Below are 16388 nucleotides of genomic sequence, written 5' to 3'. Positions count from 1 at the left end.
ATGGTGCACCCGATCATCCTCCCGCTCGTGGCAAGCATTTCGGCGCAGCCCGCGATGCAGGAACGCCAGCGTCCGGGCGAGGAGGATGTCGCGGTTGAGGCGACGGTCGAGGAGCAGCAGCCGGAGCGTCCGCCGTTCGAGGTCGAGCCGTCCGAACCGCCCGCGGTCGACACCCAGAACGAGCTCGAGGAACGTCGCCGTCCAGGCTACCAGGACCAGCTTCCCGACAAGATCGACCAGAATAACGAGGGGGCCTTCCGCGCGCCGCCGCCGGAGGCTTTCGTCGAGGCGGACGGTATCCCGATCCCCGATCGCTGGCGCCTGCTGCAATCGCTCTGTCCGCCCAAGGACCAGCGCAACGATCCGGCGGCCTACGGCATTTTCACCGCGCTCAAGTACAACTGCACGGGCAAGCTCGATCCCTACGGCCAGAACGTGCTCAAGGGCGACCGTCCGCTGCCCAAGGGCAAGCGGCCGGGCTTCCTGAAAGAGGACGACTGGTTTCTCATCCTGACCGGCATCAGCGACACGGTTTACGAGCCGCGCACCTTCCCGATCCCCGTCGGCGTGCAGACGACCGAGGACCCGGACCGGATCGACGTTTTCGGCAATGATTTCAGTACCGTGCTGTCGCAGACCTTCATCGTCGGTGCGGCGCTGCAGAAGGGCAGCACGGCCTACAAGCCGCCGACGGTCGAGTACCGTGTCACGCTCGCCTACAACATCAACTACGTCGATGTGCCCGAGCGGCGCGTCTTGTTCGTCGAGCCGAGCAAGGGATCCGACCGTCTCGACCAGTTCCTCGGCGTGCAGGAAGCCTTCGTCGACTACCACATCGGGCGCTACGACAATTCGCGCTACGATTTCATCTCGGTGCGCGCCGGCATCCAGCCGTTCCAGGCCGATTTCCGTGGCTTCCTGTTCAACGACAACCAGCTCGGCATCCGCCTGTTCGGTAACCGCGACAACAACCGCTTCCAATTCAACCTCGCGGCATTCTGGCGGCTGGAGAAGGACACCAACAGCGGCCTCAACGCGATCCTGCAGACGCCGCGGGACGACTTCCTGTTCGTCGCCAACGCCTACCGGCAGGACTTCCTGATCCCGGCGCTGACGAGCCAGGTGACCTTCGCCTACAATCGCAACCGCGAAGCCGACGACATCCAGATCGACGACAATGGTTTCCCGGTTCGCCCCGCGCTGCTCGGCAGCCTGCGCGGGCGCGATTACGACGTCTATTACCTCGGCTACAATGCCGACGGGCGCGTCGGGCGTATCAACATTACCGCCAGCGCCTATGCCGCGCTCGGCGAGGACCGGAACAGCTTCTTCACCGACCGTCCGGCCGACATCGAAGCCTATTTCGCCGCAGCCGAGCTCAGCTACGACAAGGACTGGATGCGCTTCCGCCTGTCGGGCCTCTACCAGAGCGGCGACAGCGACCCCTATGACGACAAGGAAGGCGGCTTCGACGCGGTCTTCGAAAACCCGATCTTCGCCGGGGCCGACACGTCCTACTGGATCCGCCAGACGATCCCCTTTGCAGGCGGTGGCCGCGCGGTCAGCGTGAACGGGCGAAACGGCATCCTCAATAACCTGCGCAGCTCGAAGGAGCAGGGGCAGTCGAACTTCAACAATCCGGGCCTCATCCTGCTCGGCGCGGGCGCGGATTTCGACCTCACTCCCGAACTTCGTGTTTCGGCCAATGCCAACCATTTGTGGTTCGAGGATACCGCCACGATCGAGGCGCTGCGCAACGAAGGCTCGATCCCGAAGGAAATCGGCTGGGACGTCTCGGCCTCCGCCATCTGGCGTCCGAAGGCGACGCAGAACATCGTATTCCGCCTGTCCGCAGCCGCGCTCCTGTCCGGAGACGGTTTCCAGGACCTGTTCGACAACCTCGGCAACGATAGCAATTACTACTCGGTGCTCGCCAACGTGATCCTGACCTACTGATGCCAGCCTTGCGCCAACTCACCTTGTGGATCGCCGCCCTCGTTTTCGGGGCCGCCCTGCTGGTCGCCGGGCAGGGCCAGGCGGCGGACAAGTCGCGCAAGGTCGAGCGTGACTATTCCAAGGTCCGGGCGGAGGCGGCACCTGCGCGCCAGACGGTCGAGCAGATGATGGCGAAGTCGGACGGGTGCTATTCGTGCCACGTCAAGACCGATGCGCCGACCATGCATATGACGCCGGCGGTCCAGCTTGGCTGTATCGACTGCCACGGCGGCGATCCGACGGTGCAGGGCGACAGCTCGCTTGCGCATGACGACCCGGCCTATGTCGCCGCGCGCGATGCGGCGCATGTGCTGCCGAAATATCCAGACGACTGGCACTTCCCGTCCTCGGCCAACCCGAAGCGCAGCTATGTCCTGCTGAACAAGGAAGCGCCCGAGTTCATCCGCTTCGTCAACCCGAGCGACTACCGCGTCGCGCGTGAGGCGTGCGGAGCGTGCCACATGCCGATCATCGAGGCGGGCGAGCGCTCGATCATGGCGACCGGCGCGATGCTGTGGGGCGGTGCGGCCTACAACAACGGTATCCTGCCGTTCAAAAACTACATCGTCGGGGAATCGCATACGCGCGACGGCAAGCCGGCCAAGATCCTCAGCCCCGGCGACCCGCCCGGAACGGTGACCGAAAACCAGAAGGCGCGCGGCGCGCTGGCGGCGCTCTATCCGCTGCCGACCTGGCAGGTGACCCCGCCGGGCGATGTCTTCCGCGTGTTCGAACGCGGCGGGCGCGTCATCAACCCGGTCTTCCCGGAAATCGGCCTGCCGAACCCGACCGGCAGCATCCAGCGCCTCGACGAGCCCGGACGGCCCGATCTCAAGCAGTCGAACCGCGGCATGGGCACGGGCCTTCGCGTCGCAATCCCCGTGCTCAACATCCACAAGACGCGTCTCAACGACCCCTTCATGTGGTACATGGGCACGAACGACCAGCCGGGCGATTATCGCCATTCGGGCTGTGCGGCGTGCCACGTCGTCTATGCCAACGACCGCGAGCCGCGCCATTCCTCGATCTACGCGCAATATGGCCGAGACGGGCAGACGATCACCTCCGACCCGACGATCTGCAACAAGACCGAAAGCCACGCTGACGGCTATGGCAAGGGCAAGTCGGACCAAGGTGATGACGATCACGGCTACGCTGCATCGGGCGGTCACGGTGCGGTGAAGCAACCGGCAGGCACGCAGACCTGCGCCGCGCCCGGCGACATCGCCGAGGCGGAGAAATACGCCGACGACGATCCGAAGAGCGCGATCGCCCGCAACCGCGAGAAGGGCCACCCGCTCCAGCACGTCTTCACGCGTTCGATCCCGACCGCGCAGTGCATGAATTGCCACATGCACCAGCCGAATATCTTCCTGAATTCCTACCTCGGCTACACCATGTGGGATTACGAATCCGACGCGCCCTTCATGTGGCCGAAGGAGCAGAAGTATCCGACCGCAGAGGAAGTGCGCGCCGTGCTCGACCGCAACCCGGAAGGCGCTGCGCCCAAGGGCAACTGGGCCGACCTCGACTTCCTGCGCAATGTCTATGACTTGAACCCGCAGCTGAAGGACACGCAGTTCGCCGACTATCACGGCCACGGCTGGAACTTCCGCGCGATCTTCAAGCGCGACCGCGAAGGCAACCTGCTCGATGCAGAGGGCAATATCGTCGATCCGGACGATCCGGAGAAATGGCGCAAGGAAGGCGAGGGCAAGTTCGTCGAGCCGGGGACCAATCCGGGCAAGGCGGTCCACCTTATGAGCATCCATGCCGAGAAGGGCATGCAATGTGCCGACTGCCACTTCGCGCAGGACAGCCACGGCAACGGCCTGATTTACGGCGAAGTCGCCAATGCGATCGAGATCGGGTGCAAGGACTGCCACGGCACGGCCGATGCCTATCCGACGCTTCGCACCAGTGGGCCTGCCGCGCCGCCCAAGGGCAACGACCTCGCGCTGCTGCGCAACCCGGACGGCAAGCGCCGGTTCGAATGGATCTGGGACGAGAACGGCCAGCGCGCGCTCGTCCAGCGCTCGATCGTCAACCCGGACCTCGAATGGAAAGTCAGCCTGACCAAGGACAGCGTCGATCCGCAAAGCCCCTATTTCAATTCCAAGTCCGCCCGCGCCAAGCTGATGAGCGAGGACGGGGCAGAAACCGGCGCGTTCGAATTCGGCACCGGTATTGCGCCCGAAAACCGCGCGCACAAGGACCCGGAGATGGCGTGCTTCACCTGCCACCTCTCGTGGACGACGAGTTGCGGCGGCTGTCACTTGCCGATCGAGGCAAACTGGAAGACCAAGGACCACCATTACGAGAACGGCAGCACGCGTAACTTTGCGACCTACAACCCGCAGGTTGCGCGCGACCAGATGTTCCAGCTCGGCAAGCACCAGACGACCAAGGGCAACCAGGTCGCGCCGATCCGCTCGACTTCGGCACTGGTGCTGTCCTCGACCAATATCAATCGCGAGCGCATCTACATCCAGCAGCCGCCGATCGCGGCGAGCGGGTTCTCGAGCCAGGCCTTCGCGCCGCACTTCCCGCACACTGTCCGCCTGACCGAGACCAAGACCTGTTCCGACTGCCACCTCTCCGAAGCGGACGACAACAATGCGATCATGGCGCAGGTGCTGCTGCTCGGCACCAATTTCGTGAACTTCGTCGGCCTCAACGCCTGGACTGGCCTCGAAGGCGGGTTCGAAGCGATCCGCGTGACCGAATGGGACGAGCCGCAAGCCGTGCTCGGCTCCTACCTGCACAAATATGCCTACCCCGATTACTACCGCCAGCACGTCGAGGACAACGACCGCGAGCTGAAGGACTGGGTGCGCGGCAAGGCCTTCGACGAGGACCTGTCGGGCGAGACCAAGCCATTCGAGGAATTCGCCAATGTCCACGAGGGCACGAGCGACCGCGTCGGATGCCTCCAGCTGCGCGGCGAGTACATGTTCGTCGCCGAGGGCAAGGGCGGTTTCCGCGTCTATGACGTCGCCTCGATCGGCAACAAGGGCGTGAGCGAGCGCATCATCACCGCGCCGTTCAGTTCGATGGGGCACGACACCCATGTCGACACCGAGAACGCGACTTGCATGGCGCTGCCGACCAACCAGCCGATCAACCCGCTGCGCAACACGCAGGCGATGCGAGAGGCGAACCAGGAGCAGCCGTTCCTGCCGATCTACAACTACGCGGTGGTGACCGACGCGGTCGAAGGGCTGATCCTCGTCAACATCAACACGATGGCCGACGGCGAATTCCGCAACAACAAGCTCAGCCGCCTCGAGTTCGCCGACGGTTCGGATGCGTGGAACGAGGGCGGGGTGCTGACCGGGGCGAGCCACATCCATCTTGCCGGCGAGATCGCCTATATCACCTCCGACCGGGGGCTTGTCGTGGTCGACCTCGCGGACCCTGAGAACCCGCAGCTTGCCGCGGTGCGCGAGATGAGGGACGCGCGCGCATCGGCGATCCAGTTCCGCTACCTGTGGGTGACCGATGCCGAGGGGCTCAAGCTGTTCGACGTCACCAATCTGCGCAACCCGGTACCGATGCCGCAGGGAACTGTCCCGCTCGCCAATGCGAAGCGCATCTATATCGCGCGCACCTACGCCTATGTCGCGGCGAAGCAGGAAGGCCTCGTCATTGTCGACGTCACCCGCCCGCTCGCGCCGCGCATCTACCAGAAGGTGACGCTCGGCGGCACGCTCAACGATGCGGAAGACGTGATCGTCGGATCGACCAATGCGACGCTGTTCGCCTATGTCGCGGACGGGGTGAACGGGATGAAGGTGCTGCAGCTGACCAGCCCGGACAGCCAGCGCAATTTCTACGGCTTCAGCCCCGCGCCCAAGCCGGAAATGATCGCCTGGGCGAAGACCAAGTCGCCCGCGATCTCGCTCAGCAAGGGCCTCGACCGCGACCGCGGGGTCGACGAGACGGGCGGGCAGATGGCGGTCTTCGGTCGCCTCGGCTCGCGCCCCTTCACCCGGCCGGAGATGGAGCGCCTGTTCCTGACCCGCGGCGGCATTCCGTGGAAGGTCACCGACGAGCCGGACATGACCGCATGGGTCGGCGGGCGCGGCCCGTACCTCAACGGCAAGGCGGAAGGCATGGGCCAGTAAGCGGCCCGCCCGTTCGCAATCTGCACAATTTCAGGTGAAGGGCGCTATTCGCGCTCGGCGAACATGTCGCGCATCATCGGTTTGAGGTGCTCGCCATAGAAGGCCAGCACGTCCCAGCTGTTGGTCTTCTCGTAGTGGGTGACAAGCTCGCTGCCGTCCCAGCGGTGGAGCGCGTAGGTCGCCGGTTCGGTGGTGATGAGATCGCGGTTGTCGGCGTGTTCGGGGTCGACCGGGCGCAGGTCGAGCGAGACCAGTGGCGCGACCGAGGGCGTAACGCCGAGCGGCACGCCGCGAAAGCTCGCATGGAGCGGACGATGCAGGTGCCCGCAATGGATTGCGAGTATCTGGTCGTGGCCGGCAATCGCCTCTGCGAAGTTCTCGATCCAGTCCTCGTCTGCGACCGGATCCATCCAGTCGATGCCCGAGACCACCGGCGGGTGGTGCATGAAGATCAGCGTCGGCGTATCGGCATTCGCCTCGAGCGTCGAGCGCAGCCAATCGCGCCGCTCCTTGCAGAAGGCCCCGCCGTGGCGGCCGTCCTCCAGCGTGTCGAGCAGCACGATCAGCAGGCCGTCCTGCTCGTGGGTGTAATGCACGAAACCGCCCTCGGTCGGCGTGTCGGGGAAGGCGTGCAGCAGCCCTTCGCGGCTGTCGTGGTTGCCGACCATTGGCAGGATCGGGCAGTCGACCCGGTCGAGCAGCGCCGCGGTCTTTTCGAAGCTGTCCTTGTCGCCGTGATCGGTCAGGTCGCCGGTCAGCACCAGCAGGTCGATCGTGTTGGGCTGTGCGAGCAGCCGGTCGAGCGTCTTGCGGAAGCGGATGCGATTGAGCTCCTCCGGCTTCGCGTCCGGATCGAAGCCGATATGGATATCGGTCATCTGCGCAATCAGCATGGGTCCCCTTTCCCCAAGGCGCTATTCGGCTCTGCGGCTGATCAGCGCGACCTGTCGGTCACTAGCGGGTTTTTCGCCCGGAGGCACTCCCATAGGCCTGGGGTGATAGGCGTGGCACATCGCACAGCTCGACGGTACTTCGGCCTTCGTCGCATATTCGCCCTCGTGGCAGTCGCGGCAGCCGGAGATTTTCGGCAGCAGCAGGTCCTGCGAAGTGCTGGATGTGTCCGCCGCGTGGCACGAGGTGCAGTCTTCCTGCTTATGCGCCTCATGGTCGAACCAGCCGTGCATGAAATAATTGTCGCGCAGGTTGACCGGCATCACGTCCGCTCGTCCGCCGGTACTCGTCGGGATGTGGCATTCCCCGCACACGCCCTTGGGAGCGAGCGCCTGGTTGATCGCGATGTAGTTGCGCATCGGCCGCCCGAAATCCTGGTAGTAGCGGCGCCCCTGCGCATATTCGCCCGGCCTGCTGCGACCGGTGGTGATCGGACGGCGCGGGGCGCGGTCCATCGCGGCGAGATCGGCGCGCATCTGGTCGACATCGCCATGGCGCAGCGTGCGGAAAGTATTGCCGACCTTGTCGTAGACGAGGCTGTGGCAGGCTTCGCAAGCCTCCTCCATCTCGACCGGCTTGAAGCCGACCTCGTCCGCTGTCGGTTCATGGCAATCGGCGCAGACCAGCGCCTCGCCATAGCCACGCTTGGCGCCGATGTTGCCGGCCATCCGCGCGACGCCGCCGCGCGGGTCCATGTGCAGGTCGTGCGGGAAGATCAGGCCGTGCTGTTCGACGATATTGTCGTCAAGCGAGAGGCGCTGCGTCTCGTCGCTGCCCAGATTGGGGTAGAACACCGCCTTGAACTGCGGGTGGTCAAGGCCGAAGTCGGCCGCATTGCCGAGCTCGGTATCGGTCAGGCGCAGGTCCATTCCGTCATGGCATTCGGCGCAGAATCTCTGCGCGGGCGGTTCCATCCGGCCTTCGCCTTCATGCTCGGTATGGCAGGTGGTGCAATTGCCCGGACCTTCCTTGCCGAAAGTCTCCGCCACGGCCCACAGGAACTGGTCACCCGCCGACATCGGACCGCGCCCGGTCAGCTGGCGCGGGATGGGCGCGTGGTCGCCGATTTCCTCGTGACAGGTGAGGCAGGTCTCGTCGCGCACCGAGACGAAGGCGTCGACGTGGCACGCCTCGCAATTGTCCTCGAGCCCGTGATGAGCGAGGCTCAATGCACCGGTGCTCCAGCTCGCATCCATCTTGGTCGCGCCCTGCGCGTCGTAATCCGGCTCGACCCGTTCGCGGGTGAGGTTGGTGTAGATCGGGATGGCGAGGAAGGCGACGAGGACGGCGATCATGCCGATCCATGCCATCGCCCGCTTGCTTGGCAGCGCGGAGGCGAGAGCGAAGCCCTTCACCACATCGGTATCCTCGGCCTTTTCCTCGACCTGCGTGATGACGATCAGGACCGGCTCGTCGCCGTCCTGCGAGATCGCGAGGCGGTAGGTGCCGAAGCCGAGTTCCGCCCCTTCGCGCGGATTGAACGTCGCCGAAGTGCGGTTTCGCCCGTCATGCGTGAAGCCGAGCGTGCCGACCGCCTCGGCCTTCAGCTGGCCGCCGGGGCCCGGTTCGATGCGTGCATGGTTCTGCTCGACGGCGAGGTCGGGCAGGTGGATGTCGCTTTCCGACGCGCGGCCGATGGTCAGGGTGTCGCCGTCCACCTCCCGGTCGCGGACGATTTCGCGCCCGGCGGAGGTGAAGTCGATGGTGCGGATCAGGTAGGCCATGCTCCGCTCCTCACCAGTAGTAGAACACGCTGATGACATGCGCGGCGAGCGCAGCGATCAGCAGTATGGTTGCAGGGATGTGGATGAACAGCCAGACCTCGAGCAGCGCCTTGTAGCGCATGTGCCGCCTGATCTGTTCGAGTTGCGCCTGGCGCCGCGCGAGCAGCGAGCGCACCTTGTCGGCATGTTCGTCTCCGCCGGTTCCGTCGAACGCCTTGAGTGCACGGCGGGTCGCGCAGCGCGGGTACTTGCCGGTCAGCCGGGCGATGAACCCGGCCTTGAAAACGTCCTGCTCGAGCGCGTCGATGACCTTGTCGGTCAGATCGCGATCGAGCGGCTGGGCCGCGGTTTCGAGCTGGCGGTCGAGCGCACCCAGTGCCTCGATCATTTGCTCGCGCGTCATTTCCTGCCGGTTGTTCGACAGGGCGCGGGGCAGGGCGGCATAGACCGAAATGCCGTAGATCCCCGAGACGATCACCAGCATCATCAGCGCCCAGGCGAGCGTGTGGACGTTCCATCCGAGCTGGAAGCCGGTGTGCCACGTCCCGATCACGATCAGCGCGAGGCCGAGATAGACATGCGCGCTCGTCCAGGCCTTCAGGCTGAAATACTTCTCGGTCATCTTGCGCTTGCGGATGCCGAGCAGCGAAAGCCACAGGATCAGCAGCACGCCGATCGTGCCGAGCGTGTAGCCATACCAGCTGCCGCCATTGTGGCGCGGTTCGACGTCGATCAGGAAATAGCTGACGATGACGACGAGGCTGAGGACGACCGCGACTTTCAGCCAGCGGAATTTCGCGTGGGCGAGGAAGCTTTCGTGGTCGGTATCGCGCCGGACCTCGTCGGTCTCGTATCCGCGCTTGTGCAAGGTGGCCATCAGTCGACGTCCTCCTGCACGAGCTTGGTGAAAGTGAGGAATTTCTCCGGGCCGACACGGATCGCCGCGCCGGTCGGGCAGGCGCGCACGCAGGCCGGGCCGCCTTCGATGCCTGAACACATGTCACACTTGATGGCGAGCTTGGCTTGCTCGACTCCCGCTTCCTCGGCCTTCTTCTTGCGCCAGGAATAGGATGCTTCACCCGGCCCGGGGCCGCGCCCGAACAGCAGCCAGCTAAAGAGAGAGGGTTTGGGCGGCGGCTTGGGATCCATGCGGATCACGCCGTAAGGGCAATTGCGCTGGCAGTTGCCGCAACCGATGCAGGTCTCGTCGATGAAGACTTCGCCGTCGGGGCCGCGCTTGATCGCATTGGGCGGGCAATCGGCCATGCAATGCGGATGCTCGCAGTGGCGGCACGAAGTCGGCACGTGGAGATGCGCGTAGGTGCGCCCGGCCTCGCGGTCGAGGCGGCTCAGCCCCTCGTGGCTGTCGGCGCATGCCTTTTCGCAATTGTCGCAGCCGACGCACAGCCGTTCGTCGATCAGGAGCACGTCGGTCGCCTCGCCGATGCCGTTGTCGACCAGGAACTGGGCGGTCTTGGAATAGAGGTCCACTGCGCCGCCGAAGCTGTGCTTCTGGCTCTCGATGAAGCTGTTGACCTCGCGCCGGCTCTTCATGTCGGCCTTGGCCCGCTCGAGCAGGTCGGGATGCGCGTCGAGGACCTGCTTGAAAGCATCGCCGTTGATCTTGATCACTTCGGACTTGATCGCCGCCTTGACCGTCGCGGTGCGCTTGCCGCCGTCGATCAGCGCCATCTCCCCGACATAGGAACCGGCGGGGAGGTAGGAGAGGAACACCGGCTTGCCGCCGATATCCTTCTCCACGATCATCGACCCGACGCGGATGACGTAGATGTCGTTGCCCTCGTCGCCTTCGGTCAGGATCGCCTCGCCGGCAGGGACGCGGACGATTTCCGAGGTGTCGACCACTTCGCGGATATCGTCCGGCGTCAGGCCCGAACCGAACATCTGCAGCAGCTGGCGCTCGGTCGAAATGCGCTCGATCGCCTTCTTCGCAGTCGGCACTTGCGACTGCAGCTTGAGCGCGGCGAGACGCGAGATTTCGACTACTACCGTGTCTTCTGCCGCGCGGATCGTCGCCCCGCGCCTGCGGCCGGAGATCAGACCGACCTCGCCGAAGATCGAGCCCGTCTCGATCGGGATGGTGATCGAGGGATTGTCCGGATCGACTTCGACCAGCACCGAGCCGCTGGCGATCCCGAAGAGCGAGTTGCCCGGCGCGTTGCGCTCGAAGATTGTTTCGCCCTTGCGGAAGAAACGCGCTTCGGATTCGAGCATGAATTCGCGCATCTGCAGCGGGTTCATGCCGTTGAGGATGGTCACGTTCTCGCGCAGGAACTCGAGCCATTCGTCGGTGCTGCGATTGCCCGGCAGGTCCTTGAACTTCTCGACCATGATCGGTTCGTCGGCCGGCTTGAGTTCGGTATTGCCGTTGATGAACTCGATGACGTCGTAGCCCTGGTTCATGCAATGCTTGATCAGCGGATAGCCCGCCAGCGCGCCGATCACGAAGATGCCGGGCGTGGTGGATTCGAACACTGGCGAGAGCTTGGGGAAGGCGTTGCGATCCTCGCTCGCGAACTCGATCCCGCATTCCTCGACGAACATGCGCGGCGGCGCGGAACCGATACGCGCGATCACGCGGTTGCAGGGAATTTCGATTTCCCCGTCGCGCGTGGTCAGCGTGATGGTGTCGGGGCCGATTTCCTTGGTTTCGCTCTCCAGCCGGATCATCAGCTTGCCGGCATCGTGGTCGGCCTGCAGCGCCTTGACGTTGGCATCCTTGGCCGTGGCGAACTCGGTCCCACGGTTGAGGATGGAGACCGTGTTGCGCTGCTTCGGATCCTCGGCGAGGCCGCGCGCGTTCTCGATCCCGGCATCGCCCGTCCCGACGATGACGATGTGTTCGTCATGATATTCGGTCGGATCGTCGAGCTGGTATTGCACATGCGGCAAGTCCGCACCCGGACACCGCATGAGGTTCGGGTTGCCCTGCGTACCGATCGCGAGGACGATGTTCTGGGCGAGGATCTTCTCGCCATTGGACAATTCGATTTCGTAGGGCGGCTCGTGGCGCTGCACTTCCTTGGTCGACTTGCTGCCGTCGCGGGCGCGCATCACGATGGTATGGACGCTGCCGGATATCGCGGAGCCGGTGCCGCGGATGGCCTTGGCTTCCGCGTTGTACTTGACGTTGACCTTGTATTCGGCGGCCTGTTCGTCCCACCGGCCGAGGATCGTCTCGCGCTTGCCCGCCTCGAAATCGCAGTCCGACCGCAGCACCAGGTTGCTGGGCGTCGCCATCACGTGCTTGCCCTTCTGGTACTTGTAGATCGTGTCGGAGAGGTGGTCGGTCTTTTCGAGCAGGACGTGGCTCATACCAAGCTCTGCCGCGCGCGCAGCCGCGCTTAGTCCGGCTGGGCCGGACCCGACAATCGCTACTTGGTATGGATCCGGCATCACTCCCCCCCGAGGTAGATCCCGCGACCGAACTTTATAGTTATGTGCCGTATCATAAGGAAAAGGGGCCAAACCTCCAGACCCAATTGTTCCCAGTCCCCTTGGTTGATAGCCTCGCTGCATGAACGACGGGGAATCGGATTCGAACGAGGGCACCGGCACGGTGTCGCGTGGCGGGCTTGCCTTGCTGGCGGGCGGAGCGCTGCTGCTGGCGGGGATCGTGGGCTACCAGGCGCTGACCGGGGGCGAGGATGAGCCGGCAGCAGTCGAGGATGGCGACAGCCTGCCGACCATCGCCGAGCTCAAGGAGAGGGCCGAGGCGGACCCGCTCAACTCCGATGCCTGGACCGAGCTTGCCTATGCCTATTACGAGACCGGCGAATTCGCGCAGGCCGCGCGGGCCTATCGCCAGGCGATCGAAGGCGACGGCGAGAATGCCGTGCTGTGGTCGGCGCTGGGCGAAGCGCGTGTGCTGGCGAGCGAGGACGATCCGATGCCGGCCGAAGCGGTAGTCGCCTTCACACGCGCGCTCGAAATCGATCCGAGCGACCCGCGGGCACGCTATTTCCTCGCCGTGCAGAAGGACCTTGCTGGCGATTACAACGCCGCGATCGAGGATTGGCTCGCGCTGCTGAAGGATACCCCGGCGGGCGCGCCGTGGGAGGCGAACCTGCGCCAGACCATCGAGCAGGTCGGCAAGATCAACGGCGTCGAGACGGCGGACCGGATCGCTGCGGCGACCAAGGATCGTCCTGCACCTCCGCAGCTGACGGCAGGCAATGCCATTCCCGGCCCCTCGCGCCAGCAGATCGAGGCGGCAGGCGGTATCCCGCCGGGCGAGCAGCGCGAAATGGCCGAAGGGATGGTGGCGAGCCTCGATGCCAAGCTGCGCGCCAATCCGGCCAATCCCGACGGCTGGGTCATGCTGATGCGCAGCCGCATGACGCTCGGCCAGCAGGACATGGCATCGCAGGCCTACAAGGATGCGGTCGCGGCCAATCCGGGGCAGGAGGCCCGCCTCACGCAGGAAGCGCAGGCGCTCGGCGTACCGGGCGCCTGATCGCAAACACCGTCAGGCCGGGTCGGGCGGGGTGCCGTCCTTCGGCTCGAGCACGATTTTGATCTGCTGAAGCGACAGGATCGCGGCCCAGAACGCGAGCACGGCCAGCGCGCTCGAGCCGAGCACGGTGAAGGCTGCGCCCTTCAGGCCCTGCCAGCCCATCGCCACCGGTAGCAGCGCAAAAGCAAGGACCATCGGGATGGCGCGGGCGAGAAATGCGGTGCCTGCGCGGTTGGCGGATACCAGCAGCGATTCAAGGCTTGCCCCGACCAGCTCGATCGCGCCGGCAATCGCGAGGATCACCATCGTCCAGTAGACGACGCCGAATTCCGGCCCGGCGATGGCTTCGAGGCCCCAGCGCCCGAAGAAGATTGCGACGAGCACGGCGAGCGTCCCGCCGACGAGCGCCATGTTCGCGGTACGCCGCGCGATTTCGACCGCGTCGTCCTTGGCATGAACCAGTTCGGGATAGATCGCCTTGGAAATGGTCTGGGCAAGCTGCACCAGCGCCTGGCCGAGCTGCGAGGCGACGCGGAAGCCGCCGGCGAAAGCCTCTCCGCCGATTGCGCCGACCAGCAGGATCATCACCTGCTTCGCGCCGACATTGAGGCTGCCGGTGGCATTGGTCGAGAGGACGAAACGCCACGCATCGGGATGGTCGCGCGGAAGCTTGGTCAGGCTGATCTGCGTCAGGTCGATCGGCTCCTTGCGCGCAGCGACGATCCACAGCGCGATGGCGACGGCGATCTCCGCCGCAGCCCAGGCAAGGATGAAGCCGAGCACGGTCGGCATGAACACGACGGCCAGCCCCGCCCCGATTGCCCGGACGACCGGCTGGACCGCTTCGGCGAAAGTCGCCTCGGCATAGTGGAAGCGCAGGCGCAGCAGGCCCGTCGGGGTGGAACGGATCGCGATCAGCGATACGATGCAATAGCCGAAGGCGACCCACAGCAGGTCGTGCGGCAAGGGCAGCCAGAACTGCGCCGAATAGACGAGGCCCGCGGCGAGCAGGGCGCCCAGGATTACCGATACCCCGTCGAGCGCGATGGCGAAGCCGGTCGCTTCGCCCGGCCCTTCGCCATTCGCGCCCCAGCGCACGACGAATTGCCAGGTCTGGAAATTGGCGAGGCCGGTGACGGTCTGCCCCAGCGCGACGATCAATGCGAAATAGCCGAACGCCTCGATACCCAGCGTGCGCGTGGCGAGCGCGAGGTAGACGAGGCTGAGGATCGCATTCACCGCGCGGCCGCTCAGCAGCCAGGCGATATTGCGCAGGAGGCGCTTCATGCCTTCGGGCGGACCGGGCTCAGCCCGCCGCCGCCTCCCGCTTCGCGAGCAGTTTCTCGGTCACGCCGAAGGAGCGTTCTTCGTCGACGTCGATGGCGAACTCGCCGTTCGACAGCACGATGGGCACCAGCTTGTAGCCGAAGCGGCGCGAGATGTTGGCGAACAGCTTTTCCTTGTCGCCCCAGCCGAAATAGAAGCGGATGAGGTTCATCACGCCGAAGGCCTTGGCGATGCGGCTCGGGTATTTCACGAACTGGCCGCCATTGCGCAGGATTTCGGCAGCGGACAGCGCGTCGCGATTGCCGATCCAGTAGGTGTTGCAGTTGGAATAGCCGCCGTCGGTGAATTCGTAGAACTTCTTCTGGCCTTCCGGATCGGCGGCCATGACGTCTTCCTTGCGCGCGAGGGCTGCTGCTGCACCGGCTTCGGCGGCGAGCGCCTTCTCGATGAACTCGGCATAGCCTTCTGCAGTGACGAGGCAGTTGTCCGACGTCGTGATCATCAGCGGGAAGTCTGCACCCTCGGCCCCGGCGAAAACGCTGTCGACGAGGTTGAACGCGCCCGGCTTGAAATGCAGCCGCCCCTCCGCCTGCAGCTGCGCGACGATCGGGATCGCGGCGATCTCGTCCGGCTCGTGCGCGACGATATGGATCGCGCCGACGCGATCGCACGCGGCGACGGCCTCGACGACGTGTTCGATCATCGGCTTGCCATAGACCGGGACGACGCTTTTCTGCGAAACGCCCGCGCGGGCTGCGAGGGGATCGAGTTCGCCGGAACGCTTGCCGGCCATGATGAGTGCGGTAGCTTTCACGCGCCGGTAACTAGTCGGCGGCGCGATTTTCGCAAGGTTTGTCATTGTTTCGCCCACGGGGCATGGGGGAGCGATGCGGATTATCTTTTCTCGCAAGGGGTTCGACAGTGCGTCGGGCGGCGGGCCTTCGCCCATCGTCGAAGGCAGGCCATTGACCTTGCCGATCCCGAGCGGCGGCCATTCGCGCACGCGCTATGACGATCTGGGGCTCGGTGAGCATGTCGCGCATGCCAGCAAGGGCAAGCTATCCGGCGAGGACTTCTGCCACCACGACCCGATGTTCCTGCCCGATGGGACATGCCTGTTCGGCCAGACCGGGGCGGCGCAGACGCATCTGGCCAACCGCGGCGTGCGCGAGGGCGATGTCTTCCTCTTCTTCGGGTTGTTTCGCGATTCTCGAGGCGGCGATCCGCATCACCGCTTCTTCGGCTTCCTCGAGATCGAGCATATCACCGACCTTGCAAGCTGTAACGATATGGAGCGCGAAAGGTTGCTCGCCCACGATCACCCACATGCGATCGGCATGCACGGACGCAACGACGTCATCTACGCCGGGCGTGGACATCAGGCGCGCAATGCGAGCGACGAGTTGAGGCTGACCGCCCCTGGTGCGTCGCCCAGCCTGTGGCGCAGGCCCGACTGGCTGAAGCGCGGCGGACTGTCCTACCATGACCGACTCGACAGGTGGCGTCATGGCGGCTTGCTGCAAAGCGTTGCTAGAGGTCAGGAATTCGTCGCCGATATCGGCCGGAGGCAGGCTCCACGCCGGTGGTTAACCAACATTCTGACCCATATGACGGTCGAATCGTCGGATTTTTACAACTAAATCGCATCGGGGGGTTGGTAACGCTCCCAACTGCCGCTACGGCACCCCTGCATCGCGGCTGGTTCAAGCCCTTTGGGTCAAGAAAACAATCCGGCTCGGCTGTCGCGGTGCACCCCCCCCCCCCCCCCCCCCCCCCCCCGCCCGCGCACTCTACCCTGGGGGCGAAGGCGAGAGGGGCGTGCCGCGG

10 protein-coding genes are annotated in these 16388 nt (G+C 64.9%); 4 read left to right on the top strand and 6 right to left on the bottom strand.

Annotated features, from left to right (window positions below; all coding sequences use genetic code 11):
• Entirely contained in the window at positions 1 to 1956 is a 1956-nt protein-coding gene (locus EO245_RS00050) for a hypothetical protein (protein WP_128891015.1), read from the top strand.
• Positions 1956 to 6122, top strand: coding sequence for a hypothetical protein (locus tag EO245_RS00045; RefSeq protein WP_128891014.1), 4167 nt, complete (start codon positions 1956 to 1958; stop codon positions 6120 to 6122). Before EO245_RS00050 ends, EO245_RS00045 begins: the two co-directional genes overlap by 1 nt.
• Before the next feature lie 44 nt (positions 6123 to 6166).
• On the opposite strand, the gene EO245_RS00040 is transcribed toward EO245_RS00045, so the two are convergent.
• From EO245_RS00040 to EO245_RS00025, 4 genes are read right to left on the bottom strand one after another with little or no spacing between them, the layout of a single operon-like run.
• Positions 6167 to 7015 carry a metallophosphoesterase gene (locus tag EO245_RS00040; protein WP_128891013.1) on the bottom strand — a complete coding sequence of 283 codons (849 nt, stop codon included), beginning with the start codon at positions 7013 to 7015 and terminating at the stop codon, positions 6167 to 6169.
• 21 nt (positions 7016 to 7036) lie between these two features.
• Positions 7037 to 8797 carry a cytochrome c3 family protein gene (locus EO245_RS00035; RefSeq protein ID WP_128891012.1) on the bottom strand — a complete coding sequence of 587 codons (1761 nt, stop codon included), beginning with the start codon at positions 8795 to 8797 and terminating at the stop codon, positions 7037 to 7039.
• 10 nt (positions 8798 to 8807) lie between these two features.
• Positions 8808 to 9674 (bottom strand): hypothetical protein, encoded by an 867-nt coding sequence (locus tag EO245_RS00030; RefSeq protein ID WP_128891011.1) that lies wholly within the window; start codon positions 9672 to 9674, stop codon positions 8808 to 8810.
• A complete protein-coding gene (locus tag EO245_RS00025; RefSeq protein WP_128891010.1) occupies positions 9674 to 12214 on the bottom strand; it encodes a cyclic nucleotide-binding domain-containing protein in 2541 nt (846 codons plus the stop codon). Before EO245_RS00025 ends, EO245_RS00030 begins: the two co-directional genes overlap by 1 nt.
• Before the next feature lie 121 nt (positions 12215 to 12335).
• Between EO245_RS00025 and EO245_RS00020 the strand changes: the two genes are divergently transcribed.
• Positions 12336 to 13274: a tetratricopeptide repeat protein gene (locus tag EO245_RS00020; protein ID WP_128891009.1), complete on the top strand. Its 939-nt coding sequence runs from the start codon at positions 12336 to 12338 to the stop codon at positions 13272 to 13274.
• Between the two features lie 12 nt (positions 13275 to 13286).
• On the opposite strand, the gene EO245_RS00015 is transcribed toward EO245_RS00020, so the two are convergent.
• Complete coding sequence (locus EO245_RS00015; RefSeq protein WP_128891008.1) at positions 13287 to 14561, bottom strand: lipopolysaccharide biosynthesis protein; 1275 nt, start codon at positions 14559 to 14561, stop codon at positions 13287 to 13289.
• Between the two features lie 19 nt (positions 14562 to 14580).
• On the bottom strand, positions 14581 to 15375 hold the full coding sequence (locus tag EO245_RS00010; RefSeq protein WP_234026905.1) for an NTP transferase domain-containing protein: 795 nt from the start codon (positions 15373 to 15375) through the stop codon (positions 14581 to 14583).
• Between the two features lie 73 nt (positions 15376 to 15448).
• On the opposite strand from EO245_RS00010, the gene EO245_RS00005 reads away from it, so the two are divergent.
• Entirely contained in the window at positions 15449 to 16201 is a 753-nt protein-coding gene (locus EO245_RS00005) for a hypothetical protein (protein WP_128891006.1), read from the top strand.
• Positions 16202 to 16388: the final 187 nt, after the last annotated feature.

It is taken from the genome of Erythrobacter sp. HKB08 (assembly GCF_004114695.1).
GTDB lineage: Bacteria > Pseudomonadota > Alphaproteobacteria > Sphingomonadales > Sphingomonadaceae > Parerythrobacter_A.
The sequence above is the reverse complement of the archived record's forward strand: the minus strand, read 5'-3'. Positions and strand labels throughout refer to the sequence as shown.

What these genes read in the sequence shown, in the direction of transcription:
- EO245_RS00050 (WP_128891015.1), top strand. Translation starts at nt 1, where the DNA reads ATGGTGCACCCGATCATCCTCCCGCTCGTGGCAAGCATTTCGGCGCAG.
- EO245_RS00045 (WP_128891014.1), top strand. Translation starts at nt 1,956, where the DNA reads ATGCCAGCCTTGCGCCAACTCACCTTGTGGATCGCCGCCCTCGTTTTC.
- EO245_RS00040 (WP_128891013.1), bottom strand. Translation starts at nt 7,015, where the DNA reads ATGCTGATTGCGCAGATGACCGATATCCATATCGGCTTCGATCCGGAC.
- EO245_RS00035 (WP_128891012.1), bottom strand. Translation starts at nt 8,797, where the DNA reads ATGGCCTACCTGATCCGCACCATCGACTTCACCTCCGCCGGGCGCGAA.
- EO245_RS00030 (WP_128891011.1), bottom strand. Translation starts at nt 9,674, where the DNA reads ATGGCCACCTTGCACAAGCGCGGATACGAGACCGACGAGGTCCGGCGC.
- EO245_RS00025 (WP_128891010.1), bottom strand. Translation starts at nt 12,214, where the DNA reads ATGCCGGATCCATACCAAGTAGCGATTGTCGGGTCCGGCCCAGCCGGA.
- EO245_RS00020 (WP_128891009.1), top strand. Translation starts at nt 12,336, where the DNA reads ATGAACGACGGGGAATCGGATTCGAACGAGGGCACCGGCACGGTGTCG.
- EO245_RS00015 (WP_128891008.1), bottom strand. Translation starts at nt 14,561, where the DNA reads ATGAAGCGCCTCCTGCGCAATATCGCCTGGCTGCTGAGCGGCCGCGCG.
- EO245_RS00005 (WP_128891006.1), top strand. Translation starts at nt 15,449, where the DNA reads ATGCGGATTATCTTTTCTCGCAAGGGGTTCGACAGTGCGTCGGGCGGC.